Source organism: Gorillibacterium terrae, from assembly GCF_051594785.1.
GTDB lineage: Bacteria > Bacillota > Bacilli > Paenibacillales > NBRC-103111 > Gorillibacterium.
Genome location: NZ_JBPPGI010000003.1, coordinates 129,298 through 154,230, shown reverse-complemented (window position 1 = coordinate 154,230; position 24,933 = coordinate 129,298). Strand labels below are relative to the sequence as shown.

General features: G+C 57.0%; 28 protein-coding genes and 1 riboswitch. Of the genes, 14 read left to right on the top strand and 14 right to left on the bottom strand.

Translation table 11 applies throughout. The annotated features are described in order from the left end of the window. Positions 1–76: 76 nt before the first annotated feature. The gene (locus ACSEXS_RS13355) at positions 77–394 is read right to left on the bottom strand and encodes a hypothetical protein (RefSeq protein ID WP_438433730.1); all 318 of its coding nucleotides are present in this window, start codon (positions 392–394) and stop codon (positions 77–79) included. A gap of 171 nt (positions 395–565) precedes the next feature. On the opposite strand from ACSEXS_RS13355, the gene ACSEXS_RS13350 reads away from it, so the two are divergent. Then, positions 566–901, top strand: coding sequence for a helix-turn-helix domain-containing protein (locus ACSEXS_RS13350; RefSeq protein WP_438433729.1), 336 nt, complete (start codon positions 566–568; stop codon positions 899–901). A gap of 111 nt (positions 902–1,012) precedes the next feature. Beyond that, positions 1,013–1,942, top strand: coding sequence for an HNH endonuclease (locus tag ACSEXS_RS13345; protein WP_438433728.1), 930 nt, complete (start codon positions 1,013–1,015; stop codon positions 1,940–1,942). Between the two features lie 88 nt (positions 1,943–2,030). Here ACSEXS_RS13345 and ACSEXS_RS13340 read toward each other — a convergent pair whose 3' ends face one another. After that, on the bottom strand, positions 2,031–2,912 hold the full coding sequence (locus ACSEXS_RS13340) for a GNAT family N-acetyltransferase (protein ID WP_438434039.1): 882 nt from the start codon (positions 2,910–2,912) through the stop codon (positions 2,031–2,033). Positions 2,913–3,099: 187 nt separating this feature from the next. On the opposite strand from ACSEXS_RS13340, the gene ACSEXS_RS13335 reads away from it, so the two are divergent. Then, a complete protein-coding gene (locus tag ACSEXS_RS13335) occupies positions 3,100–3,984 on the top strand; it encodes an alpha/beta fold hydrolase (protein ID WP_438433727.1) in 885 nt (294 codons plus the stop codon). Between the two features lie 125 nt (positions 3,985–4,109). Further along, positions 4,110–4,901 carry a helix-turn-helix domain-containing protein gene (locus tag ACSEXS_RS13330; protein ID WP_438433726.1) on the top strand — a complete coding sequence of 264 codons (792 nt, stop codon included), beginning with the start codon at positions 4,110–4,112 and terminating at the stop codon, positions 4,899–4,901. Positions 4,902–4,955: 54 nt separating this feature from the next. Here ACSEXS_RS13330 and ACSEXS_RS13325 read toward each other — a convergent pair whose 3' ends face one another. The 4 genes from ACSEXS_RS13325 to ACSEXS_RS13310 form a co-directional block, all read right to left on the bottom strand. After that, the gene (locus tag ACSEXS_RS13325; protein WP_438433725.1) at positions 4,956–5,948 is read right to left on the bottom strand and encodes a MerR family transcriptional regulator; all 993 of its coding nucleotides are present in this window, start codon (positions 5,946–5,948) and stop codon (positions 4,956–4,958) included. A gap of 88 nt (positions 5,949–6,036) precedes the next feature. After that, positions 6,037–6,426 (bottom strand): VOC family protein, encoded by a 390-nt coding sequence (locus ACSEXS_RS13320; RefSeq protein WP_438433724.1) that lies wholly within the window; start codon positions 6,424–6,426, stop codon positions 6,037–6,039. A 202-nt stretch (positions 6,427–6,628) separates the two neighbouring features. After that, positions 6,629–7,048 (bottom strand): MarR family winged helix-turn-helix transcriptional regulator, encoded by a 420-nt coding sequence (locus tag ACSEXS_RS13315; RefSeq protein WP_438433723.1) that lies wholly within the window; start codon positions 7,046–7,048, stop codon positions 6,629–6,631. A gap of 63 nt (positions 7,049–7,111) precedes the next feature. Then, entirely contained in the window at positions 7,112–7,846 is a 735-nt protein-coding gene (locus tag ACSEXS_RS13310; RefSeq protein WP_438433722.1) for an SDR family NAD(P)-dependent oxidoreductase, read from the bottom strand. A 409-nt stretch (positions 7,847–8,255) separates the two neighbouring features. On the opposite strand from ACSEXS_RS13310, the gene ACSEXS_RS13305 reads away from it, so the two are divergent. The 3 genes from ACSEXS_RS13305 to ACSEXS_RS13295 are packed head-to-tail and all read left to right on the top strand — an operon-like array spanning position 8,256 to position 9,665. Next, positions 8,256–8,696: a MarR family winged helix-turn-helix transcriptional regulator gene (locus ACSEXS_RS13305; protein ID WP_438433721.1), complete on the top strand. Its 441-nt coding sequence runs from the start codon at positions 8,256–8,258 to the stop codon at positions 8,694–8,696. Further along, the gene (locus ACSEXS_RS13300; protein ID WP_438433720.1) at positions 8,693–9,331 is read left to right on the top strand and encodes a nitroreductase family protein; all 639 of its coding nucleotides are present in this window, start codon (positions 8,693–8,695) and stop codon (positions 9,329–9,331) included. The genes ACSEXS_RS13305 and ACSEXS_RS13300 overlap by 4 nt, the downstream gene beginning before the upstream one ends. A gap of 37 nt (positions 9,332–9,368) precedes the next feature. After that, the gene (locus ACSEXS_RS13295) at positions 9,369–9,665 is read left to right on the top strand and encodes a putative quinol monooxygenase (protein ID WP_438433719.1); all 297 of its coding nucleotides are present in this window, start codon (positions 9,369–9,371) and stop codon (positions 9,663–9,665) included. 132 nt (positions 9,666–9,797) lie between these two features. On the opposite strand, the gene mqo is transcribed toward ACSEXS_RS13295, so the two are convergent. Together mqo and ACSEXS_RS13285 are read right to left on the bottom strand one after the other, a co-directional pair. Beyond that, positions 9,798–11,336 carry a malate dehydrogenase (quinone) gene (mqo, locus tag ACSEXS_RS13290; RefSeq protein WP_438433718.1) on the bottom strand — a complete coding sequence of 513 codons (1,539 nt, stop codon included), beginning with the start codon at positions 11,334–11,336 and terminating at the stop codon, positions 9,798–9,800. A 187-nt stretch (positions 11,337–11,523) separates the two neighbouring features. Beyond that, a complete protein-coding gene (locus tag ACSEXS_RS13285; RefSeq protein ID WP_438433717.1) occupies positions 11,524–12,162 on the bottom strand; it encodes an HAD family hydrolase in 639 nt (212 codons plus the stop codon). Positions 12,163–12,496: 334 nt separating this feature from the next. Between ACSEXS_RS13285 and ACSEXS_RS13280 the strand changes: the two genes are divergently transcribed. Further along, a complete protein-coding gene (locus ACSEXS_RS13280) occupies positions 12,497–13,237 on the top strand; it encodes a glycosyltransferase family 2 protein (protein ID WP_438433716.1) in 741 nt (246 codons plus the stop codon). Then, entirely contained in the window at positions 13,234–13,953 is a 720-nt protein-coding gene (locus tag ACSEXS_RS13275; protein WP_438433715.1) for a glycosyltransferase family 2 protein, read from the top strand. The genes ACSEXS_RS13280 and ACSEXS_RS13275 overlap by 4 nt, the downstream gene beginning before the upstream one ends. Positions 13,954–14,022: 69 nt before the next feature. Here ACSEXS_RS13275 and ACSEXS_RS13270 read toward each other — a convergent pair whose 3' ends face one another. Both ACSEXS_RS13270 and ACSEXS_RS13265 read right to left on the bottom strand, forming a co-directional pair. After that, positions 14,023–14,601: a TMEM175 family protein gene (locus ACSEXS_RS13270; protein WP_438434038.1), complete on the bottom strand. Its 579-nt coding sequence runs from the start codon at positions 14,599–14,601 to the stop codon at positions 14,023–14,025. Positions 14,602–14,639: 38 nt separating this feature from the next. Beyond that, complete coding sequence (locus tag ACSEXS_RS13265) at positions 14,640–15,197, bottom strand: TetR/AcrR family transcriptional regulator (protein ID WP_438433714.1); 558 nt, start codon at positions 15,195–15,197, stop codon at positions 14,640–14,642. Positions 15,198–15,331: 134 nt separating this feature from the next. Between ACSEXS_RS13265 and ACSEXS_RS13260 the strand changes: the two genes are divergently transcribed. Continuing rightward, positions 15,332–16,846 carry a DHA2 family efflux MFS transporter permease subunit gene (locus ACSEXS_RS13260; protein ID WP_438434037.1) on the top strand — a complete coding sequence of 505 codons (1,515 nt, stop codon included), beginning with the start codon at positions 15,332–15,334 and terminating at the stop codon, positions 16,844–16,846. Between the two features lie 11 nt (positions 16,847–16,857). Here ACSEXS_RS13260 and ACSEXS_RS13255 read toward each other — a convergent pair whose 3' ends face one another. Then, positions 16,858–17,661, bottom strand: coding sequence for a putative protein N(5)-glutamine methyltransferase (locus ACSEXS_RS13255; RefSeq protein ID WP_438433713.1), 804 nt, complete (start codon positions 17,659–17,661; stop codon positions 16,858–16,860). Positions 17,662–18,050: 389 nt separating this feature from the next. Here ACSEXS_RS13255 and ACSEXS_RS13250 point away from each other — a divergent pair, with 389 nt between their 5' ends. Then, complete coding sequence (locus ACSEXS_RS13250) at positions 18,051–19,817, top strand: M3 family oligoendopeptidase (RefSeq protein ID WP_438433712.1); 1,767 nt, start codon at positions 18,051–18,053, stop codon at positions 19,815–19,817. A 74-nt stretch (positions 19,818–19,891) separates the two neighbouring features. On the opposite strand, the gene ACSEXS_RS13245 is transcribed toward ACSEXS_RS13250, so the two are convergent. The 3 genes from ACSEXS_RS13245 to ACSEXS_RS13235 all read right to left on the bottom strand — a co-directional run bounded on the left by ACSEXS_RS13245 (position 19,892) and on the right by ACSEXS_RS13235 (position 22,998). Further along, on the bottom strand, positions 19,892–20,608 hold the full coding sequence (locus tag ACSEXS_RS13245) for a DUF5694 domain-containing protein (RefSeq protein WP_438433711.1): 717 nt from the start codon (positions 20,606–20,608) through the stop codon (positions 19,892–19,894). 100 nt (positions 20,609–20,708) lie between these two features. Next, positions 20,709–22,088: an amino acid permease gene (locus tag ACSEXS_RS13240; protein WP_438433710.1), complete on the bottom strand. Its 1,380-nt coding sequence runs from the start codon at positions 22,086–22,088 to the stop codon at positions 20,709–20,711. A 139-nt stretch (positions 22,089–22,227) separates the two neighbouring features. Further along, positions 22,228–22,307: riboswitch (glycine riboswitch) on the bottom strand. Between the two features lie 178 nt (positions 22,308–22,485). After that, positions 22,486–22,998 carry a DUF2798 domain-containing protein gene (locus tag ACSEXS_RS13235; protein ID WP_438434036.1) on the bottom strand — a complete coding sequence of 171 codons (513 nt, stop codon included), beginning with the start codon at positions 22,996–22,998 and terminating at the stop codon, positions 22,486–22,488. 269 nt (positions 22,999–23,267) lie between these two features. Between ACSEXS_RS13235 and ACSEXS_RS13230 the strand changes: the two genes are divergently transcribed. Genes ACSEXS_RS13230 through ACSEXS_RS13220 form a run of 3 tightly spaced genes read left to right on the top strand, consistent with a single transcriptional unit; the run spans position 23,268 to position 24,931 of the window. Further along, positions 23,268–24,134: a hypothetical protein gene (locus ACSEXS_RS13230; RefSeq protein ID WP_438433709.1), complete on the top strand. Its 867-nt coding sequence runs from the start codon at positions 23,268–23,270 to the stop codon at positions 24,132–24,134. Positions 24,135–24,148: 14 nt separating this feature from the next. Continuing rightward, the gene (locus ACSEXS_RS13225) at positions 24,149–24,376 is read left to right on the top strand and encodes a heavy-metal-associated domain-containing protein (RefSeq protein WP_438433708.1); all 228 of its coding nucleotides are present in this window, start codon (positions 24,149–24,151) and stop codon (positions 24,374–24,376) included. A gap of 48 nt (positions 24,377–24,424) precedes the next feature. After that, positions 24,425–24,931, top strand: a complete 507-nt coding sequence (locus tag ACSEXS_RS13220) for a hypothetical protein (protein ID WP_438433707.1) — start codon at positions 24,425–24,427, stop codon at positions 24,929–24,931. The last annotated feature ends 2 nt before the right edge of the window (positions 24,932–24,933 follow it).

Genomic DNA, 24,933 nt, shown 5'->3' with positions numbered 1-24,933 from the left:
GACGCCTTAGCCATCACCATGGCCGAAGGGCGTCCTCTTTTGCCGTACCGTGCGCTTCCTTCTTAAGCTTTTCCTCTCACTTGGAGTCCGTCTCGATTGCCTCCTCCGCTCTCCCACTGCCGGGGATAAAGGTCGCCGCCGATCCAAATGTCCGGCGCATCCGTTCGGCCAGCATTCCCTTCTCCAACCGCAGATGCACCAGTTCCATCCGCAGGTCCTGTTCAATGGTCAAGATGGCCGTCGCAACCTCCTCGCCAATCTCCCTCCCCGTCTCCCCACTGCGGCTTATAAGCTCCAGCAGCGTCCACTGACAGTCCTCGCACAGCCGGATCTTGGCCAACAGTTCCGTCTCCTCATCCACCAATTGTTCATAATGCTCGGCCGTTTCGGTCATGAGTCTCAACTCCGTTAATTGGTTCTGTCATTTTGAAGCCATATAAAGCTAAATAAGACGTTAACTATTTTCATTATACTATTTATACGTAGTAATTTAAATATCAAAAACTATTTTTGTTATCCTGCATAATATTTCCGATCTAACCTAAGCTTGTATTGAGGTGGTTAGATGTCGGAACTGAGAATTTTCATTGGAAATCGGATTCGGGCCATCCGAAATGCCAAGGGTTTGACTCAACAGAAGCTAGCCGACGCTTCGGGTTTGGATTATCGATATATTGGTGCATTGGAACGGGGAGAACGCAACTTTTCCATTGATACTCTGGAGAAGGTTATGCAGGCACTCAAGGTAACCCTGAAGGATATAGCTCCCATTGCCGGACCAGTGCTGAGGACCCGCCAAGAAGCACTCGACGAGTTTATGGCTTTGACAGAAGAACTTTCCCAGGAGCAGCTTGAAGTTATACGAAATGTGAACCGTGAAATTGTTCGCGGTTTTAATTAATTTATAAAAAAAAGAGCCTTGCGAGGCTCTTTCTTATTATTTGAATTCTATATTGCTTATTTACAAAAAAATTATGAATCTTTTGTGAAAATGGGAAGGGCTAAATAAAACATGGCGAAGGATCATAGTTGGACAAAACCGAATATCCCCAACATCATAGGTAGAAAAAAGGTGGATTGGAGTTTATCCCAATGGGGTTCAACAATACCTCTTGAATTTCACGACGCCTTTAAACGGGTCGGATTCCCAATCACAACAGATAATCTTCCTAGTTATGAAATAAAATTGATAAATGGTGGAAGACAGTATCGAGCGCGATTGCAAAAAAGTTCTATTACCTCGAGAAACAATTTAACCTATCAGATACGATTTGATAAAGACCCCGAATTTTGCAAGATCATCGAAAGAACTTTTACAACAAGTTTTAATTTCATTAATGCTGAACGAGAAAGACAAAAGGCTTTGGGGAAACTAAGACCGCAAGTTGTGATTCCGAATGAAAGAGCTGAATATATAGATTTTCTATATTCTGATAGTTTGAATGAAATTAAAGTAATTTTTCATACACTGCCAGATGAAGATGAGGCAGACCTCCAATACCAGCAAAGTATTTTTAAAGAGCTGATACCTATTAACCTTCTCATCCATGATATTCCGAAACCACTTCAACAAATGAGAGAATCTAACTCAGTTACTTTTCCCCGAGACCCCTCTTTGGGAAGAAAAGCTGTTGAATTTGCAAATTATTCTTGCGAGTATGATCTTACTCATGAACATTTCATTTCCAAAAGGACCAATCGCAATTATGTTGAAGCCCATCATCTGATTCCTCTAGAGTTTCAAAGTTTATTTACAACAAGTAGTTTAGATGTCGAGTCAAACATCGTCTCACTTTGTTGCCTGTGTCACAAGAAACTGCATCATGCTCCATTATCCGAAAAGAAAGAAATCATTGATAAACTATATAGAGATAGGATTCTCAGACTTCAAAAATGCAATCTTGATATTTCAATAGACCAGTTATTTTCTTTTTACCACTAGTAGATTACATTCTCACCTGAGGAGAAGCTTCCGGGAAAATGGAAGCAGCCCGCAGAGTTCCCGGAGGCCGCTCCCGACCGTCCGTCGGCTACCAAGTTCTTGACCACAGATCCCGATGGCAGGAGGTTTCAAAACCAATTTTGGGATAAAAGTCGGGAGCGCCTCCAAAACAGTAGGTAGCCCCCAACGGCTCCGTGCGTTTCATTAGCTCGGTTACGGCTACCGTGGCAAGACCTAAACCGCGATATCGCGGATCTGTGGCAAGGGGTTCCAGATAGGCGAAGTCGTTCACACCATCCATCCACATTCCGGCAAAACAGGCGTAGTCCCCATTGGGGGCTTTGATGATGGCCGTAAGGTCCTTTCGGAAATGGGGGCCACTCTGCATGAGCAGTCTGGAATCCAGGTCATCGTCCGGCTCGTCTCCATGGTTGAATCCCCGCCAGATGACCTCGTTAATTTTACGCAAGTCATTTTCATCTTCCAACGTGATGAACGTAAACCCCTCGGGTAAGGTGCGTTTGGAAAACCCTGAAGCGTAATTGTAAACACGGATGGGCTCACTGTATGTCTTGCGATAACCTCTTTGGACAAGCAGCTTTATTAGAGCTTCTTCATAGTCGTACACCCTAACATCAAGGCTGCATTGGTCAGCCGATCTTTTGGATAGTTCAGTCTCGGCGTATTCCAACATCTCCGGTTTTAAATAGTCGTATCCTTCTTTGGTGGTAAAGTAGCATTCGCCAATGTTCATTTCATAACAAGCTACACCTACAATTTCTTCATTCTCCTCCCAAATGCCAAATCGGTGTGTCAGCGAATGTTCAAAATAAGGATGGGTATGCGCGTACTCCCAAAACGGCTGCGGGACATTCCCCCCCAACTGATACTTCTTGAAGTTTACTCGCATGAACTGACTGACTCTTTCAAAATCGGAAAGTAATCTATACCTTCTTACCGTTATTTTCATACTCACCTATACCTGACCTCCTCCGGTTTATAGGAAATAAGGTATCATGAGCTTTTTCCGTAAACTATGCAGAGAACGGGATAGAGAAAACTTTCCCTTACAGGCAGCTCGGAGAATCTTATTCCACGAGCAACGGAAAGTATTTTACAATAAAAGGCGTGTCGAATTCGGAATTCTGAGGTGATCCATGGAATCCATCTTTAAGAGCAGAGCAGCCGAAGAAGAATACCATCAGTGCTACGAGAAAAGCTTGGAATGCTTTGAACTAGCGGGAACGTCACGCTATATCGCGACCTCATTTGGAGATACGCATGTCCTGAGTTTTGGTGATCCGAGCAAAGAGCCGTTGATTCTCCTGCACGGGATGACCATGAGCAGTACGATGTGGTTCCCCAACCTGAAGCATTTGGTTCAAGAGCGCTATGTGTATGCGGTGGATGTTATGGGGGACTTCGGTAAAAGCAGACCCAAGGGCGTCATAAAAAATCGGCAGGCGGCGAACCGGTGGATGCTTGAAGTGATGGATGCCCTGCCGTGCAGCAAGGCGGATTTGGCCGGCCACTCGATGGGCGGGTTCTTATCCCTGAATTTTGCGTTGGCTTATCCGGATCGGGTGTCCAAGCTGTTGCTTTATGCTCCGGCCGGGACTTTTCATCGAATGAGTTTGAAATTCTTCGCCAAGATTTATCCTGCCTTATTGTTTCACACCGAGAAATGGATCGACCGTGCTTTCCTATGGTTCTCGGGCAGGGGCGAGCCCCTGCACCCTGTATTTCGCGCTCAGGTCATCGCGGGCTACCGCCATGCGAAACCCCGTCTGCAGGTAATGTCCGGTGTATTTGGCGAAGAGGAATTCGAACATTTTCCTATTCCGACTCTGCTCCTGATAGGAGACAGAGAAGTCATATACCCGGCCGAGAAGGCAATGGCGAATGCCAAACGGTTCATTCCCAACCTCGAGCCCCATCTCATTGCCGGTGCCAGTCATTCCCTAACCATGGAGCATGCGGATGCGGTGAACGAATTGACCCTCTCCTTCTTGCAAAAGGAGCATGCTCCTGCAATGCGCTAAACCTTACCGGTACGCTGCTCTCACTTGAGTTGACTTTTACTCATCCACGTTGGAATGGTGCGGGCAAACGGGCCATGGTAGGATGCTCTATGGAAGCTTCCAAACCAACCCAAAGGAGCCCAACCATGCAAATTCGAATCGGCGAGACCCTTCGCAGGCTTCGCCTGGAAAAAGGACTGACCCAGGAGAAGGCCGCGGAGGTCTTCGGGGTCTCCCCCCAAGCGATCAGCCGGTGGGAGAATAACTCGACTTACCCCGATGTGACGATGCTGCCCGGCATCGCCAATTTCTACCGGATTTCCATCGACGAATTACTGGGGATGGAGGAAATTCGCCAGGCCGAAGCCATCCATCGAATTTTTACGGACGTCCATCACCTCGAGGCCAAAGGGATGATGAACGAGGCGATCCACATGCTGAGAGCGGCCATCAAGGTCTACCCTCACCACGATGGATTCCTGTCCGAATTAGCGCTGGCTTTGACCTTGCAAGCGGATACCGAATCGGGCGGCGAAGGGATCGAGGAAGCGATCGCCTTATCGGAACGGGTGCTGTCGAACAGCACCAACGATAAGCTTCGCAGCACCACGAAGGCCAATCTGTGCTTTCTCTATCGGCAGGCGGGCGAGAAGGAGAAGGCGCTCAAGCTCGCAAGGACCCTGCCCCACGTCTGGGAAAGTCGGGAGCTGTTGCTGCCGGATTTGGTCCCAGAGGCCGATTCCCAGGGAGAACTGAGAAAAGGCATCGTCACCGTTCTGTCGGTCCTCTGCGAGAAAATCGAAAAAACGGCCGCAGCGGCGGAGCGCCGAGGGCTCGAGCCCCTCATGGCTGTCGGACCGAATCTAGTCCCCGAGGTAGAGCTTCCGGAGAAACTGAAGCAGCTCGCCGAGTTCCTGGAGATCGCTTCGTCCGAATGACGCTTCTTTCATAAGTCAAAAAAAGAGATACCCGCGAGGGTATCTCCGGCTTTTCTATTCCGCTTTCATCCGATGTTTCACGGGAAACAACAGGTCGAGCTGGAGCGTTCGACCCAGCTCTTCCGGGGTGAGCGGGTAGAGGTTGATATAGTTCAGATGCTCCTCCATCAGCCCGTGCATGCAAGCCGGATCGCCATAGTTCTCCTCGTACTCCCCGTTCTCCTGCACCCAGTCGCTCAGCCAGCCCCATTCCTCGAAATTGCCGAGCGGAATCATGTGGGCGGCGTACAACCCACCGGGAAAGCTTTTCTTCACAAAGGGCTCCGGCAACTCCAGGTCGTCCGGGATGGTCACCCACCGCTCGTAGCCGTGATCGGAGCCGTCCGGCTGCTCTCCGTTCGGGTGATTGAAGCCGTAGTGCCGAAGATCCGGCTTCCTTTCGGCAAGCCGCGTCTGCTCCATAAACTGCTGCAGCTTCTCTCCGGTCTCCTGCTCGGGGTTGCCGCCAATCTGATGAACCGACGCCACCGTCGAGGGCGGCAGGTAGACGATGCGCACATCCTTCAGCTTGGACAACTGCCGATCCGCCTGATTCAACTCCTGCATGGTAAGCTCCTCCTTGAATTTGGGCTTGGTAACCGGGAGCGCTTCGATCAGCCCGCGCAGGTCCTTATCCTCCAAGACGAGGGGCGGAGCGGCGATGCCCGCCGTTTCCGCCAGCCGGACGGCAAACCGCTCGACCACTGCCCTAATGGCCGACAAGGCCTCGATCTCCTCGGCCAGCTCGCGGATCTTCTCCTGGAAGACCGCCACCGCCGCCTCTGTCTCCCCGTCCCCAAGAACCTTCGGGATCTCCTTCAAGGGAATCCTCAGCTTGCGCAGGAACAGAATCCCCTCGAGCCGTTGGACGGCGGCCTGGTCGTACGTTCGGTAGGCGTAGCCTTCGATCTTCACGCTTTGGAGGAGCCCGATCTTCTCGTAATACCTCAAGGTTCGGGTAGAGACTTGATAAGCTCGGGTCACTTCGCTGATCGTTCGCAGCTCCATACGGTCATCTCCTGGCACCAGTCTAAAGGACGACGCGACGTCAAAGTCAACCCCTTTGGGAGGGTATTCCTCATGCAAGGAGCCCCGGCTATTCCTTGCAGATCATGAGTTTGTTTCCGTCCGGGTCCTTCACGACGAACCAGTAATCGTCTTCCATCCCCGTCACCGGCTCCGCTCCCGCCGCTTTCATGAAGGCATAGGCCCCTTCCAGGTCGCCGGTCGGCAGCATCAAGGCGGGCGTCTCTATGGGCGGAGCGCCCTCGGGCCGGTCTCCGCCCCACTTCGGCATCGTATCGAGAATGATGCCGGTTCCGTCCAAGGGCAGCGGGCACAGATGTCCGTTCAGCACCGGGACATCCTGTTCGTCCCAACCGAATACCCGGCAATACCAGCTCCGTGCCTTCTCGATATCCCGGACCGGAATAAATACGCTGCCGATTCGCTTTTGGATCGGTGTGCTCTTCAACTGTTCGCTCATGGGCATGGCCTCCTTGAAGGGTCTAAGCTTCGGTTACTCTCCATCATAATCGTTTGCGGCCTTCGTCTGCTCCTCAAGAATTTCCTCATGGTCCATCGGCACCCATCTGCCTGCAACGTGAACTCGCTGTAAGCCGCGCGGCGTGCCCCCCCCTACTCCCGGGTAGGCGTGCGATGCCTGCGATATCCGCCTAGCCGAGGGGCTAGTCTTCCCGGTTCAGCTTTTGGAAGAGGGCGGAAAGCTGGGCCCGCTCCTCCTCCGTCAGCTTATCAAACAGGGTCTTGCGCAGCTGCTTGCCCTCCTCGGTGGCCCGTTCCAGCATCGCCTCTCCGCTCTCCGTCAGGCTTAAGCGCAGAATCCGCCGGTCGGATTCATCCGCCGTGCGGACCGCCAGCGCCTTGCAGACTAGCTTGTCCGCCAAATAGCTGAGCGTCGACGGAGTGAGCCCCATGTCCCGGGCGATGTCGGACGGGCGGCTGCTGCCCTTTTGCTGCAGATGGGACATCACGAGGATATGGGAGATGCCCAAGTCCTCCTGAAAGGATTTATTCCAGCGGATCATCATTCGGTTCGTGAACTTGTCCAGCCCATGAATCAGCTCGAATACGGTATCTTCGTTCATGGCAGTCCCCTTGATAAAAAAAATGACAGTTCCCGAAAACGGGAACTGTCCTCATCTTACCGATTATTGAGCCGAGAATCCACCGTCAATTACGAGCTCCGCTCCGGTGATATAGGAGGACTCGTCGGACGCCAGGAACAGCGCCGCCTGGGCGATATCGAGCGGCTTGCCCAGACGCTGCAGCGGCGTCGCTTGAATCAAGTGGCCGAGCAGCTCCTTGGAGGTGCTGAGCGCCTCCGTCATCGGCGTCTCGATGATTCCGGGGAACAAGGCGTTCACCCGGATGCCCTGCCGGCCGAAGGTCGTCGCAGCCGCCTTCGATATGGCGCGAACCGCGCCCTTGGACGCCGTGTAATGATTGAAGCCTTGGCCGATCAAGGCCGTGTACGAGGAGATATTGACGATCGAGCCCTTCTTCTGGGCCGCCATGTACGGGGCGACATGCTTCATACCGGCAAACGGCCCGAAGCCGTTGACGGTAAGCATCTTCTGCCAGTCCTCCGAGTTGATCTCTTCGAAGGGCTTTTCCGAGGAGATGCCCGCGTTGTTGACCAGGACGTCAATCCGGCCGAACCGGTCGTTGACTTCCTTCGCCAGCGCCTGCCAATCTTCGTCGGAAGCGACATTCAGCTTCATGCCGGTGACGTTCGGCTTCTGGCTCGCCTTCGCCAGCGCCGCTTCGTTGATGTCGGCGGCGATGACCGTCGCCCCTTCCTGCGCGAACAGATCGACCATGCCTTCGCCGATGCCGGACGCTCCGCCGGTAATGATCACAACTTTGTTATCCAACCTTCCCATCGTTCATCCTCCTATTTGTGGACATAGCCGTCTCTTATGGTTTACCCGAGAAGCACAGACTTATTCCAAACCAGGGCTTCTTCCCCGCTCCCCGTTTGCCCCACTCCAGCGCAGCCATTCCGCTGCATTCGCAAAGATATTTCGATATCGAAATAGTTTGTATCAAAAATAATAACAAAAAAAGCAACCCGGTTCAAATCCTCCCAAGCTGCGAACCCTAATGGCAAGGAAAACTCCGTTTGCCGGAGACTTGCGTTCCTCTACGCTCGATGCCTCAGTCGGTATACCCGCACTCGAAACGACGGAACACTTGACAGCGGTCTGATCGCTCTCTATAATTGACCATGTCAACCGTTGACGTTATCAATTATTGACTAAGTCCGCTTTTCGCCGAAAGGAGGAGGAGAACATGACTTGTCCGGACGATCCGTCCATCATCGATAAGCTCCATTATCTGTACAGCGAGATGACTGCCCGTTTCGGCGATTGCACCGGCGTCAGCCCCTCCCGCTACCGGCTCCTGCAGCAGCTTTACTACAACGAGGAAATCAGCCAGACCGCTCTGCAGAAGGAGCTCCAGATTGACAGCGCCGCCGTCACCCGCCACCTGAAGCAGCTGGAGGCCGAGAACGCCGTTATCCGACGAACCAATCCGAGCGACAATCGCGTCACGCTGGTGCGGCTCACCGAATCCGGACGGCAGAACATCGCCGCCTACCGGGAGGAGAAGACCAAGTTCCTCGAGCGGCTGCTGCGCGGCATCGGCCCAGAGGAACAGCAGCAACTCACCCGCCTCATCGAACAAATGCAAGCCAATATTTGCGAGTCGAAAGGAGATTCCAACCCATGACCGTTTCCGCCCTTACCAACGATTTCAGCCAGATTCTGAGCGGCCGCCGCTCCATCCGCCAATATGACCCGTCCGTGAAGATCGGCCGGGAAGAGATGAGCGAGATTCTTCGCCAGGCCACCCTGGCCCCCTCTTCCGTCAACCTTCAGCCGTGGCACTTCCTGGTCATCGAGAGCCCCGAAGCCAAGGCCAAGCTAGCTCCGCTCGCCCGCTTCAACCAGAAGCAGGTAGAGACTTCGTCCGCCGTCATCGCCGTATTCGGCGACATGAAGAGCGTCGAGAACCTGGAGGTCATCTACGGCAAGGCCGTGGAGCTCGGCCTGATGCCCCAGGACGTTAAGGACCGCCAGGTGACCGGCATCTCCGCCTACTACGCCGGCATGTCCGAGCGGGTGAACCGGGATACGATCCTCATCGACTGCGGCCTGGTCTCCATGCAGCTCATGCTCGCCGCCCGCGCCCACGGCTACGATACCAATCCGATCGGCGGCTTCGAGCGCGACGTGTTCGCGGAAACCTTCGGCCTCGATCCGGAGCGGTACGTTCCCGTCATGCTGCTCTCCATCGGCAAAGCCGCCGAGAGCGGATACCCGTCCTACCGGCTGCCGGTCGAGACCGTCGCCGAATGGAAGTAAACAATCCCACACTGACACCCTTAAGGAGGTTATCCGCTTGATTATCATTCACGCCACCATGCAGGTCGACCCGGCCAAGCTTGAAACGTTCCGCCAGGAAATCGAATCCCTCGTCGCAGCCTCCCGCGCCGAGGAAGGCAATGTCTCGTACGACCTCTACCAGGCGACCGATCGGGAACACGTCTACACGATGGTCGAGGTCTGGAAGGGCCCGGAAGCCGTCGCCGCGCATAACAAGAGCGCCCACTTCGGAGCTTTTGTCGCCAAGGCTCAGGCCTATCTGACCGCGCCGCTCTCCGCCAAGGCGTACCAGGGCGAACCGCTGCCGTCTTGACGGCGAAATGAACCTTTAACGGACGAATGCCGAAACGGCCCTTTCTCGCACCTCCAAGGGGAGCGCGAGAAAGGGCCGTTTGATTGTTCAATGCGCCGCCTGCGGCCCTTGGCCCGATTCCGGATTGCCCATTTAAGCGGAAGTGGTATCCATCGTGCGGATCGGAATGGGCCCCTCCGGCTCTCCGCCCCCGGAGATGAGGCCCAGCGGCTGCGAGGTAAACGCGCGAATGTCGCCGATCCGCTCGGGGTTCCGCATGAGGGACTCGCCGTAGGAGGGAATCATCTCCCTCAGCTTCGGCTCCCACGTCTTGATCCGGTCGGGGAAACATCGCTCCAGGACCTCCAGCATAATGGAGACGGCGGTGGAAGCGCCCGGAGAAGCCCCGAGCAGGGCGGCAATCGAACCGTCGGCGGAGCAGATGACCTCCGTGCCGAATTGCAGCGTCCCCTTGCCGGCCTTCGTATCCTTGATGATCTGCACGCGCTGGCCCGCCGTGAGCAGATCCCAATCCTCGTCGCGGGCCTCCGGCACGAATTCCCGCAGCGCCTCCATCCGTTTCTCCTTCGACAGCAGCAGCTGCTGGATCAGGTAGACGGTCAGGGAGGCATTCTTCGCTCCTCCGGCCAGCATGGTCAGCAGGTTATGCGGCTTGATGGACGTGAACAGATCGAACATAGAGCCGTACTTCAAGAACTTGGGCGAGAACCCGGCGAACGGACCGAACAACAGCGATTCCTGGCCGTCGATCAATCGCGTGTCGAGATGCGGCACGGACATGGGCGGCGCGCCCACCGGCGCTTGCCCGTAGACCTTGGCATGGTGCTGCGCGGCGAGCTCCGGCTTCTTGCAGACCATGAACAGACCGCTGACCGGGAAGCCGCCGATGCCTTTTCCTTCGGGAATGCCCGACTTCTGCAGCAGGTGGAGGCTGCCCCCGCCTCCGCCGATGAAGACGAACCGGGCGCGGCGGTGTTCGACAGCGCCGCTCTCGGTATTCTGTACCTTGAGCTCCCATCCTCCGTCGCGGGTGCGCCGGATGTCCTTGACGTGGCGGTTGAACTCCATTTTCACGTCCCGGCCTTGCAGATGGGTAAACAGCAAGCGGGTTAACGCGCCGAAGTTGACGTCCGTTCCCGACTCGATGCGGGTGGCCGCGACCGGCCCGTCTAGGCGGCGGTTCTTCATCATCAGCGGGACCCACTCCGCCAGTTTGGCCGGGTCGTCCGTGAACTCGATACCCTGGAACAAAGGATGTACCGAAAGCGCTTTAAACCGCTTGTTCAAAAAGGCGACATCCGTCTCGCCCTGCACAAAGCTCATGTGGGGTACCGGCGCAATGAAATCGCGCGGATTGCGGATCACCTTGCTGCGGACCAGGTAGGACCAGAACTGCTTGGAGACCTGGAACTCCTCGTTCACCTTGATCGCCTTGCTGATGTCCATCGTGCCGTCCGGCCGTTCGACGGTATAATTCAGCTCACACAGGGAGGAGTGCCCCGTCCCCGCGTTATTCCATTCGTTCGAGCTCTCTTCGCCGGCCTTGGCGCGCCGCTCCAGCACGGTGATCTCCCATTCCGGAGCGAGCTCCTTCAGCATCGAGCCCAGGGTTGCGCTCATGATTCCGGCACCAATCAGGATCACATCGGTTTGACTTGGTCTGTTGTCCATGCTTACCGTCCTCACCTCTTCGAATTGGAAAAGCTTGCGGGAACGTTGGATCGCCCTTGCCGCCTATGCCAAAACATGCCCGACTGGCACGAAGCTTCTTGTAATCACTATTATATGATAATTAAATGTCAATAAAAAGTCACAAAATCCCCATTCTCCCGAACAAGGGTGAATCCTCCGGCTATTTTCATGCCTCCTGCCGCAGATACGCTATAAACTCCTCCACCGTCGTAAACAACCGGTCGGGGTGAAGCGTCCGAAGCCGCTCCGGGTCGGCCGTCTCCGCCCAGGCCGCGGCTACCGCCCGGACGCCCGCCTCCCGCGCATGCTCGATGTCGCTCGGGCTATCCCCCACATAAAGGCTTTCCTCCGGTGCGACGCCAAGCTCGGCCATGGCGTTTTGTATGCCCTGCACCTTCCTCGGCCCCTCCGGCGATCCGGTCTCGATGACCTCGAAATACGACCCCATACCGAATACCTCGAGCGAAATCTCGGCGCTCTTCGCTCCCTTTCCCGTCACGAGAGCAAGCCGGAGCTTCCGCTCCCTCGCGATATCCAGCACGTTGACTATGCCCTCGAACGGGGCGGCGCACATCCCGTGCAGCTCGCGGTAATGCCTCAGGTATTCGGCCATCCCCTGCTCATAATGCTCCGGAATCAAGGCCTGGACAACCCCTTCCTCGGAAGGACCGAAGGTCTCGATGATCTCCTCGTCGCTCAGCGTTTTGCCCGCCAGGGGCTCGATCGCCTTTTTGAAGGCGGCGATGCACAACGGCAGCGTATTCCCCAGCGTACCGTCGAGGTCAAACAAGAGGCAGCGGATCATGCTTATCTCTCCTTTTTCCATGGACTAATCTTCTCGGTTATGCCGTAATGGCGTCCACAGCCTCTGCACGTTCACCGAAACTTTCTGCTCAGTTCCATCATGACCATTCAGAGGGAACGATGGCAACGTCATTTGATACAGGAGGCCTTCTTTCTATCCTAGTTCACGCGAAGAGGGATGAGAGAAAGACTTGGATGGGCATAGAGGCGAGGCGGCGTACGGTGAAAGTTAAAGCAACCGGATACTTATGCCGGACTATTGGCCGTTCCTCTCTTCGCCGGAGGACATACCTTATGGCGAAGGGCCATGCTTTTGAGAGAAAGGAAGTGATTCTATGACTAGCCGCCCTGCCGGCCCGCCGCTTCAGCCCGGTGTCTCGGTGATCGCCTGCACCAACCGCCCCGCCTTCCTGCAGAATCTTATCCAGAATTACAAGCGGCAGCTCTATCCGAGAAAGGAGCTCCTCATCGTCGTCAACAGCGACCGGATTTCCCCTTCGGCCTACCGGGAAGCGACGCGGCAGCTGAAGAACGTCCGGGTCTACGCGATGCCGCAAAACCGAAGCCTGGGAGCCTGCTTGAACTTTGCCGTCGGCAAGGCCCGCTATCCCGTAGCGGCCAAGTTCGACGACGACGATTATTACGCTCCCTACTATTTGACCGAGAGCCTGCTGACGATGATTCGGACCAAAGCCGATGTGGTCGGCAAACGAACCCATTATATGTACCTGAACGGCTCCAAGGCGCTGATCCTCCGGTTCTCCGGGGAGCAGAACCGAAGCGTTTCCGTGCTGCCCGGCGCGACCCTGGTGTTTCGGCGGAGCGTCTTCTCGAAGGTCCGATTTCCGAATCAGAGTGTCGGGGAGGACGACCAGTTCTGCCTGCGCTGCAAGCAAAAGGGCTTCAAGGTCTACTCCGGAAGTCCCCACAACTTCGTTGCCATCCGAAGAAAGAACTCCTCGGGTCATACCTGGATCATCAGCGACCGGGAATTGCTCGCCCACAACCGGATCGTTCCCCATGTTCGGGATTACAAAAGCCATGTTGGGCGCAAGCCCTTCCGTGAACCGCAGTGAAACGCGCCGACCGACCGGGTAGCCCGCAGGCCGTCTCGATCCTCACCTGCACCAAACGCTTCGACTGCATGGAGAATCTTCTTCGCAATTATGGCCGGCAGACGTATCGGAACAAGGAGCTGATCATCCTCCTGCACGGGAACCGACTGGACCGGAATGCCTACGACCGGGCGGCCCGCCCGTACGGCAATGTCCGCATCTACCGCGTTCCCGAATCGTTTCCGCTCGGCAAATGCCTCCGCTATGGGGTAACGCTGGCCCGCTTCGGCCATATCGCCAAGTTCGACGACGACGATTATTACGCGCCCCGCTATTTGTCCGACAGTATGCGGGCGATGGAGAAGTCAGGCGCCGATCTCGTCGGCAAGCGCGCCCATTACATGTACCTGGAGGGGCGAAAGCTGCTCCTGCTCCGCCATGCCCGGAGCGCCGGCCGGTTCGTCCCGGTGGTCCCGGGAGCCACGCTGCTGGTCAAGCGCCGCGTCTTCAAGAAGGTTTCTTTTTCCGACCGGCGGCAGGGCGAGTGCGTCAAATTCTGCTCCGACTGCCGGGCCAAGGGCTATCGGATCTACTCCGGCAAGCCCAACCACTTTGTCGCGGTTCGCCGCAAGAATTCGAACAATCATACCTGGATGATCAGCGACCGGACGCTCTTGAAGCGGGATGCCAAAGCCTTGCGCGTGAAGGATTACCGCACATTTGCGGCACGGGGATAGCCCGGCTGCCTGCCCAAAAAGCTCTTCGACGCCCGCACCCCATGCGGGAATCGAAGAGCTTCACATGTTTCAGCGGTCTCGCAAGACCTGCGCGATGCGCTTATCCGGCACGAACCAGAGGACGGCGACCAGCACGAAGAACACGCCCGATATCCAGGGACTCACGTAGGCGGTCAAGACGGCGGACAGGTAGAACAGCGGAGACAATTTCCCCTTCCAGTCCTTCCCCATCGCCGCAGCGAAGGAGGAATCCCGGGCATGCTGGCTCAGAATCGACCCCTGCAGCAGCGAATACGAGAGCGCGGCCAGCATCAGGATGATGCCGTACAGCGCGGTCGGCGTGGCGGCAAAATGGCTCTCCCCCATCCAGGCGGTCGTGAACGGAATCAGCGACAACCAGAACAGCAGCAGCAGATTCAGCCACATCAGCCGCCCGTTCATCGTCCGGACCAAGTGCAGCAGATGATGATGATTATTCCAATAGATGCCGACGTAGACGAAGCTGAAGATGTAGCTCAGGAGCTTCGGGCCGAGCCCGACCAGCGCCTGCCAATCGTGCCCTTCCGGGACTTTGAATTCCAGCACCATAATGGTAATGATGATCGCCAATACCCCATCGCTGAACGCTTCCATCCGGTTCGCTTTCAGTGGGCCTCCCCCTTCCCTGCATCCCGCACGGGTCTAAGTTACAAGTGCTTTTTCTTGTACAGCAGCGTAATTTGCCCCGCCAGCTCCTCGGCGCTGAACCGGGTGCCATCCTTGATCCACCACAGGATGATCCCGAGCAACGACGAGGCCATCACCTCCACGGCCACCAGTCCCTTCGCCGACGAGTCCGGGGTTCTCGCCTCCCTGCGCGCTCTTATCTTGCTCTCGATCAGCTGCGTCAAGCGGGTTTTGAATTCCGGGTTCTCGACCAATACCGCGAAGATCTCCCGGTACTCGTGAAAATAAGTTAAGAAGGCCGTGAGCGATTCCGGGTCGTTGACGCTGGGTCCTTGCAGGAGTGGATTTACCTTCGTCGAGAGCTCATCCAGGATTTCATGGACAAGCTGGCGCAGCAGGTCGTGGATGTCCTCATAGTGCAGATAAAACGTAGCGCGGTTGAGCTCCGCCCGGTTGGCGATTTTCTGTACGGTCAACTGAGAGAGGTCTTGGTGTTCCGCCAACAAGGAAAACACGGCTTCCTTGAACATCCTCTTCGTGCGGATCGTACGCGGGTCTTCTTTTCTTGTGGAAGCCATTTCATCCCTCGGGTAAGATTATTTTTTACGTTTTCCTCAACGGATTGGCTTGGTTCTGTCGATTAGTCAACAGGATCTGAAATATTGCAAATGGGCAGCGCTCCGGAATCCTGTTATCATTCATTTTATTGACAATCTGTCGAAAAAGCAACGAGGAGAGGAATCGCGGTCCTATGCAAGAAGAACACAAAAACCTAAACAAAGGGCTTCTGCTCACGATCTTAATCTTTGGATGCTTCCTGTCCACCTTGAACCAGACGCTGTTGAATGTCGCTCTGAGCAGCTTAATGGACGTCTTCCGCGTAACGCCGACCACGGTTCAGTGGATTTCCACCGGCTTCATGCTGGTCAACGGCATCCTCATTCCGATCACCGCCTACTTGATGAAGCGCTATACCACGCGCCAGTTGTTCCTGTCGGCCATGCTGCTGCTGTTCATCGGCTCGATTTTCTGCGCGGCGGCGCCCAGCTTCCACGTCCTCCTGGCGGGACGGATGATCCAAGCGGCGGGCGCCGGCATTATTATGCCGCTCCTGATGGGCGTAGTGCTGGCCATCTTCCCCGTTGAAAAACGCGGCAGCGCGATGGGTCTCTTGGGCCTCGCGATGATCTTCGCCCCCGCGATCGGGCCGACCCTGTCGGGATTCGTCATCGAGTATCATTCCTGGCGCTGGCTGTTCATCGGGCTCGCGCCGCTGGTCGCCCTCGTCTTTCTGCTCGCCTACCGCTACCTGGTGAATGTGTCGGAGACATCGAAGACGAAGCTTGACGTGCTGAGCGTTCTGCTTTCCACCGTGGGATTCGGCTTGATTCTATACGGCTTCAGCAGCGCAGGCAGCGACGGCTGGGGCGATTCCGTGGTGATTCTGTCGCTCACGGTTGGCGTCGCGGTTACGGCCCTGTTCTGCCTCCGCCAAGTGAAGTCGGACGATCCCTTGTTAAACCTGTCGGTCTTCAAGAACAAAATCTTCACGGCTACCTCGGTGATTAACGTGATCGTCACGATGATGATGTACGCCGATATGATTCTGCTGCCGATCTATCTGCAAAAGGGCCGCGGGTTTACCGTATTGGAGGCGGGGCTGCTCCTCATGCCCGGCGCCCTGGTCAATGCGCTCATGTCGCCGGTCACGGGCAAGCTGTACGACCGCATCGGCGCGAAGCCGCTGTTCATCGTCGGGCTGGTACTGATTATCCCTTCCATGTGGGCGGTTACCGATCTCTCCGCTTCGACCACGTACCTGTACTTAATGGTGCGTACGATCATCCTGCGAATCGGCTTAAGCTTCATCACCATGCCGCTCAGTACGGCCGCACTCAATGCGCTGCCCAAGCAGCTCGGAACCCACGGCACCGCCGTCAACAATACCGTGCGCCAAATCGCCGGGGCCATCGGGACGGCGGTCGTCATCACGATCTTTACCGCCCAGTCCAAAAGCCACGCGGCTGCCCTGATGCTGAAGGACCCTTCCATGGCAGCCAATCGCCTGAAGTCCCTGGCCGCTATATCGGGAGCGAGCGACGCCTATTCCTTCATGATGATTCTCTCCGTCGTGGCGTTGATCGTCACCTTGCTCATGCCCATGAAGCAAAAGCGGCAGACCGAACCCGAGGGGAAAGCCGTCCGGAAGGAAGGGTCCTATTCCTAACGGCCTTCCGCTTAGGACGGGGCGTCCGGTTGGACGCCGATGATTACGCTCGCGTCCCATTCCTCGGAGCGGACCCGGCGGGGGGAGAGCCCCGCCTCGGCGAACAGCGCGGCGGTGAACGGCGCCTGCCTCTCGCTCGTCTCCATGAGCAGCGCGCCGCCCTTCGCCAGCCAGCGGGGAGCCTCGGCGGCGATCCGCCGCTGAACGTCGAGGCCGTCGGCGCCTCCGTCCAGCGCCGTCCGCTCCTCATGAAGCCGCGCTTCCGCGGGTAGGAGCGGGATGGCTGCGGTCGGCACGTAGGGGGCATTGGCGACGATCACGTCGATGCGGCCCCGAAGCTCGGAAGGCAGCGGGTCGAACAGATGCCCCTCGTACACGGTGCTCGGCGCGAAGCGGAGGTTGCGGCGGGCGCACCGCACAGCGGCCGGGTCGATATCCGCCGCGTGCAGCTCTATCCGCCGGGATCGGGTGGCCAGGACGGCGCCCAACGCCCCCGAGCCGCAGCACAGGTCAAGGACGACGCTCCCGGGTCGCGTCCATGCGGCCGCCAGGTCCGCCAGGAACACGGACCGCTGCCGGGGCACGAACACGCCGGGATCGACCTCGATCCGCAGGCCGCCGAATTCCGCCCAGCCGAGGATGTATTCCAGCGGCATCCCGGCCGCTCTCCGTTCGATGCGCCGGGCGAGTTCCTCGGAATCCGGCGTCGACGACACCAGCAGGCGGGCTTCCTCCTCCGCGAACACACTGCCGGCCGCCCGCAGCCTGTTCACCGCGGCTTCCCAACGCTCCAGCTGCTTCTCGGTATCCTCCATCGGTTATCCCCCTTGTCCCGGCAGTCGGTTTCCGTTCCAGTCTAACGGTTCCGGCTGCCGGTGGATAGGGGCTTTTTTGCGTAGGACGGGATGGATGAAAGGGAAGGGCCTGGAAAGTTTGGCTGGTAAGGAAACTCCCTTTACAGGCTCGATCTCTCCCATGCGATAATGGGTGGAGTCCTTATAGAAATCGACAACGAACCCTATCACCGCTACCTGCTGACCAAGCGCGACTGGCAGACGATGAACCCGTGACTTCCCTTCCGTTCCCGCGCGATTCCTGGGACCATCCCTTAACCTTAAGCCGATGAGGTGTGAGCATGTGAGTGTGGCTAATTACCCTGACTGTTCTGCAAAAAAAAGCCTGATGGCAACAAGGAGAGGTTAAGATGGAATTGACGTGGGAATTGGACAGCATCTACCCCGGGTTTCAATCGGAGAAATTCCGGGCGGACCGGGAGTTGGCCGGAAGCTTGGCCGCCGAATTACGAGGATGGTCCGCTCCGCCGCACGGCGAGCCGGACCCCGCCGGGGTCATGGAAGCTTTCTTGGAACGATTAAATGCCTTTAAGAAGGTGTATCTCTGCCTGTTCGGCTATGCGGAATTAAGATACAGCGCAGACGGCGATGAAGAAGCGGCGAATACGATGGACGAGCTGGAAGCAACCGCAGCGCTGGCCGAGGAGGGACTCGCCGGCTTTCGCGAATGGGTGTCCACCCTCGGAAGCGTGGAATCGTTGCTGAATTCCTCGGAATACTTGGCGAAGCATCGCTTCTATCTGCGGGAGCTGCTGGAGCAGACGCGCCATCGGCTCGGCGAAGAAGCGGAGGCCGCCATTGCCCGGATGAGGCAGACCGGTTCCAAGGCCTGGGAACGGTTGTACCGAAAAACCTCCGCCACGCTGCGGGTGGAGCTCGATGTGGACGGCAAGACACAGCGTCTGTCCTTGGCGGAGCTGCGGAATCTGGCCTATGACGCGGATGCGGCCGTCCGCCTGGCTGCTGCCCGGGCGGAGCAGGAGGCCTGCACGAGCGTGGCAGAGACGTGCGCGGCCTGCCTCAGCGCCTTATCCGGCGAAGCGTTGGCCCTCTCTGAGCTGAGAGGGTATACTTCGCCGCTCGAGAAAGTGCTGGCCGCTTCCCGGATGGACCGGGAAACGCTGGAAGCGATGCTGGCGGCCGTCGAGGAAAGCCTGCCTCTGCTCCGGCGCTATTACACCCGCAAGGCCGAGCTGCTTGGCCATTCCGGCCCGCTGCCCTTCCCTGACGTGTTTGCGCCGCTGGGCGTTGAGCAGGACGGCGGGATTCCCTATTCGGAAGCGGCCGACCTCATCGCGTCCGGGTTCGATCGGTTCAGCGGCGAGCTGGGCGGCTTCGCCCGCATGGTGTTCGAACGGCGCTGGATCGATGCCGAACCGCGCAGCGGCAAGGGGAACTTCGGGATGTGCGTCGACCTCTTCCCGCTCGGCGAAAGCCGGATCCTCGCCAGCTTCACTGGGCGTCCGGTCGACATCAGCGTGCTGGCGCATGAGATCGGCCATGCTTATCACAGCCGCTGCCTGGCCGGGCAGACAATGCTGAACACCGACTATCCGATCCCCATTGCGGAGACGGCGTCGATCTTCTGCGAGAGCTTGATTCACCGGGAACTGCTTGGGCGCGCCGGAGCCGAGGACGCGATTGCCCTGCTGGAGCGGACGCTGTCCGATACGGCCTATTATCTGGTCGATTTCTACGCCCGGTATCGGTTTGAAAGCCGGCTGTACGAACGCCGGAGGTCCGGCCCCTTCTCCGTGGAGGAATTGAATCGCCTCTTGCTCGAAGCGATGACCGAGGCCTACGGGACCAGCGTGGACCTGGACTCCCTCTCGCCGTACCAATGGATCAGCAAAGCCGGGTATTACATGGCCGGCAACGAATATCTGAATTTCCCCTATTCGTTTGGACTGCTCTTCTCCAAAGGGCTGTACGCGCAGTATAAGAAGCGGGAGAGCGGATTTGCCGAACGGTACCGCGGCTTCCTGGCCGCTACCGGCACGGCGACGATCCGCGAGGCGGCCCTGCTGCTGGACATGGACGTCCACTCTCGGGACTTCTGGCGTGAAGCACTCGCGCTGATTGCCGAGGATGTCCAGGAATTCGTAGAGCGGACGTAAATTTAAAAAGGAACCGGAACGCATCTCCGCCGATGGAGCGGGGGCGTTCTCCGGTTCCTTTTGCTATATAACGTTTACTTCAAGTAGGCGTCAACCGGCTCCAGCTCGAATAGCTCGCTCTCCCGGATGAACTGCTTCAGCAGGTAATTGTGGCCGCTGCCGTATAAGACCAGCAGCCGGTCGTCCGCTTCGGCGAGGCGGGCGACATTGGCGTATATGGTCAGGTTCCGCCGGTACCACCAGCGCAGCCAGAAGGGGCCCACGTAATCGGGATATTCGCCCATTCGGGCCCGGTACCGAATGTAGTATTGGTGATCCCGCCGGTTGAACGCTTCGTCGTTATTCTGGCGGATCATCTCCAGCACGGTTCCCGGCTTGAAGTGACTCTGGAGCCGCTGCTCGATCCACTCCTGCGATTCCCGCACCAGCTCAGGCTGCTTGCGCTCCGCTTCTTCGAAGCCCTTCTTTAACCGCTCGATGTCCTCCGGATCGAGATCCATCCAGTCGGTCGCGTACACCCGTTCATGGCCCAAGCGGTGTGCCAGCCGGAAGCCGATCTGCTGAATTTCGTTCGCCGGCAGCTCGCCTTCTTCCTCCCGGTACTGCCGGTACTCCGCATCCAGCTCCCGCTGGCGCTCCGCCACCTGCTCCACGCAGATCTTGGTCGGCTGAAACTCGGCAAGCCGATCGATCAGCTCCCGGATTTCCGCCTGCCGGTGCGGCTCTCGGATATCCTCCATCTGCTGAAAATGAACCATGCCCAACACCAGAACTACAGGTTGGCCCGTCATCGCAAGCAACCCCTTCCCCTCCTGAAAGTCCTCAATCCTATTCGACTTTCGGGAAGGAAAACCCTTCCATTCCCTCTATGGCACAGGGAATTCCTGATCCCTATCCTTCCTGAACCGCTCCCTCGCTCAGCGGCAGCCGCACCTTCCGTCGCCGAACCGCGTACAGGGCGTACAGCAGCACAAACCAGAGCGGGGTGAGCAGCAGGGCCGGGCGCGTCTCGGAGGCGAACAGCATAATCGCCAGAATCCCGGCGAACAGCGCCAACACCGCGTAATTGACGAAGGGCGTGAGGGGAGCCTTGAACGTCGATTTCGCTTGAAGCTGCGGGTTCGTCCGCTTATAACGAATATGGCAGACCAATACGATCCCCCAAACCCAGATGAAGCAGATCGCGCTGATCGTGGTCACGATGCCGAAGGCCTGCCCCGGAATCAGCTTGCTGAGCAGCGCTCCTCCGGACAGCACCAGCGTGGAGACGGCCAGCGCATTGCGGGGTACGTGATTGCGGTTGAGCTTGCCGAAGGCGACCGGAGCCTGGTCGTTGCGGCTCAGGTTATAGAGGATCCGACTCGTCGAGAACATGCCGCTGTTGCAGGCGGAGGCGGCGGAGGTGAGCACGACGAAGTTGATGATCCCGGCGGCAATCGGAATGCCGACCAGGGTGAACGTCTTGACGAACGGGCTCTCCGCCGGGCTGAGCTCGGTCCAGGGATTGATGCACAGGAGGGCGAGGATCGCCCCCACGTAGAAGAACAGGATGCGCAGCGGGATCTTGTTGATCGCCGACGGGATGTTCTTCTCGGGGTTGGCCGTCTCCGCCGCCGATACGCCGACCAGCTCTACGCCGACGAAGGCGAACACCACCATCTGGAAGGAGAGCAGGAAGCCGGTGACTCCGTTCGGGAAGAGTCCGCCGTGCCCCCAGATGTTCGTGAGCGTCACCTTCCCCGCATCGGTATGGAAGCCGATCACGAGCAGAACCGCCCCAATCGCAATCAAGGCGAGAATCGTCACAACCTTGATGAGGGCGAACCAGAATTCCAGCTCGCCGAAGTTCTTGACCGTGAGCAGATTAAGCGCAAGCAAGATGACCAGGCAGACGATGGCCGGTACCCACTGCGGAATCGCGAACCAATACCGCACATATACTCCAACCGCGATCACGTCGGCCATCGCCGTCATGATCCAGCAGAACCAGTAGGTCCAGCCGGTGACGAAGGCCGCCCGCGGCCCCAGGTAGTCCTCGGCAATGTCGGTGAACGACTGGTACCCTGCCTTGGACAGCAGGAGTTCTCCCAGCGCCCGCATGACGAAGAACACCGCAATGCCCACGATCAGGTAGGCGAGGACGATCGACGGCCCCGCCTGCTGGATCGCCCGGCCCGAGCCCAGAAACAATCCTGTGCCGATCGTACCGCCGATGGCAATGAGTTGAACGTGTCTGTTTTCCAATTCCCGTTTTAATTCTTGCTGTGCCAAAGCGCAAGCCCCCTTTTTGTTCGAAACCCGTCCCGCACACTCAACAAAAAAAGAGATTGGATGGACTCCAATCTCCGGGTGCGTCAGAATAACGGATCGAAAGGAAGGGCGAACATGGCTCCGCCAACCCTGCTTGAATCCGCACTCTTCTGTCCTTTTGCCTGAGATTGTGAACCCTTCGGCGCCGCGGATGCCCGCGGTCTCTCCAGAAGCCGCTCCTGCTATAGTGAACCCATAGCATTCATAGCCTGCTTTTTTCGTATTCGGTTGTCGGGTGAGATGTTTCGATGTGTCCCATCGTAAGCCTGATGCGAGAATATGTCAATGATATGGATTCCATTCGGTCATCGGACTAAGTGATCGGGCTGCAAAAAAACGCTTCGGACCCGCTCCAGAGTTACGAATCGGAGCGAACCGCCCGAAGCGCTTGCCGGTCCTGCCGGGCGTGCAGCATCTTCATCCCCCAACGGGCAATCGGCTGGGCAAACAGCATCTCGATCCAGAAGGCGACACCAAAATTCCGCGGCCAGATATGCAGGAAATTCTGAAACGGATGCAGGCTGATCTCCCGCATGCCCACCCAGGTGCCGATGATCGACATCCACAGGGACAACACGGTGACGTTCAGCACGATGGTCATCAGCACCCGGACGGCAAACCCATCGGTCGGCTTGAGGAACCTCGGCAGAACCCTGCCCACGATCGGTCCGGCCAGGAAACGCACGGACAGAAGGACGATGATCCACATGAACGGGATGATTTTTAGCGTATTCCAATAGACTGCTTTGCTGAAGCCGAGCTCCAGCCCGGTGATGACGGGCGCAATGGTATTGACGGACAGAATAGAGACAATCAAACCAAACAGAATCCCCTCTTTGCCGTTTCTCGGCAAGCGGGTCTCGGCATGCATCGGGTTCGACATGATCGAAATCCTCCTTTTTTTCAAGAGACTTTGTCCATTGTAACGAGGTCCTCCCCGCTTTCATAAGTGAACGTTCTGTGAACGTTTCTCCGCGACAATGGAATAATTCCTCCATGGCCCGGCCCTTCTCCCGGATATCGGGGGCGGAAGAAATTTCAAATGGGAGAGTCGGTTTGCTATAATACCGAAAGATTCTCCGGCAGAGGAATGGCAGTAAGCCTGGGCCGGAGACAACGGCAGCATAAGGGGAGGAATCCATGAACCGAACGAGACGAGGAGCCTTGTTTTTGCTCATGGCCTTCAGCCTGCTCTCGGGCTGTGTTCCGATCGGCGCCCATCAGGCCGGCGACAAGGCGGAAGAATCGGTAAAAACGGAGTTTGCGGCGTACCTGGAGAAGACCTATAACCTACGGATCGCGGAAGGCTCGGTGTTCCAGGAACGGCGGAGGGAATTGCTGCACGGAGTCGACGAAGGGGATTGGGTCGGGGTGTTTTACGACGAGCGGGACCCCGGGCTCGGCATCCAGATCAAGAAGACGAAGAACGGCATCCAGGACTTTTATTCCCCCGACCTATTCGAGTTCCGCCAGGATTGCTATCGCTTGCTGGAGCAGTACAAGCCCGGGAACCCGCTGAACCGGTTCGTCAGCGTTATCCCCGAGTATACGGAAGGGCCGTCGGATGTGTTTCCGGCCTATCTCGGCCTCCGGCTTGGCATCCTGCGCCGCAGCTTCGACCGGGAAGCGGAAATGAAGAGCGACTATGCTCTGGCCCAAGCCATCTATGAACGAACCTCGCAGTATATCAAGGAGCATGCCATCAGCACGGACACCATCCGTCCGTTCCATGCCGACTTTGCCTATTACGCCGACCGAGACTCCTTCGATCTGGACAACCTCCTCGGCTATGTGAAGAAAAAGGGCTATTTCGGCACCGATTCGGGGAGCCTCGGCAACGAGCTGTACCGCGCTTCGGCCTGGGGCTACAAGGCCTCGAAGCTGCCCGGCAAGGTCTACAAGTATGAGGTCTCCGACCCCGTTGATCCCGAGACCGGCCAGTTCGTTTCCTTCGAGGACTACCAGCGCCTGGCCAAGGAGTCGAAGGATGTTTACTGGACCGACTAAAGGAGGAACGAAACATGAAAAGAGCGGTCATGCAGCTCGAAACCTTAACCTGTCCCAGCTGTATTAAGAAAGTGGAAGGTGCTCTCAGCAAAGTCGACGGAGTGGAACAGGCTACGGTTCTCTTCAATGCCAGTAAAGCAAAGGTCGACTTCGACGACTCCCGGGTATCGGCCGAGCAGTTGAAGCAAACGGTTGAAAACCTGGGATACGAAGTGCTTGCCGTTAAGACAACTGAAGGCTAAATCGAAGGAAGCGCGGTCGGCTAGACTTAGGGGTGGCAGGTGAATTGGATGAGTTTCAAAAAGCCTCTTCTTATCGGTATTGCCGTTGCCGTATTGGTTGTAGCGGCAGGGAACATCATTATCGATAGGTATTACAGGGCGAAGTATGCTATTTTCCAGGACCATCCCGAGCTGTTTGATGCGATCAAGGATGAGACCGAGCGTCTCATGAGCCAGCAGGAGGGCCTGAGCGATACCGGAGTTACGATCCTCTACTCCACCGGCGGCAATGCTTCAGTCGATCGCTTCCACGACATGGTGAGCCTGAGCCTGCAGAACAAGATCCGGGAGCTTGATGGATGGTCGGACCGCAAGCTGAGTATTCTGCGATACAGCAAGCAAGACGGAACGAGTTTGATTCAGTTTTTGTTCGACTGGGAAAGCGCTTATGGGAACCCCTATCATATTGTGTATTGCGAGAGTCGCGATGTCCTCGAAAATGCTTATGCCAAGGAGCACATCAAATACGTGCTGGATAAGCTGAAGGGGAATTGGTACGGACTAGCGCTAAACTAGCA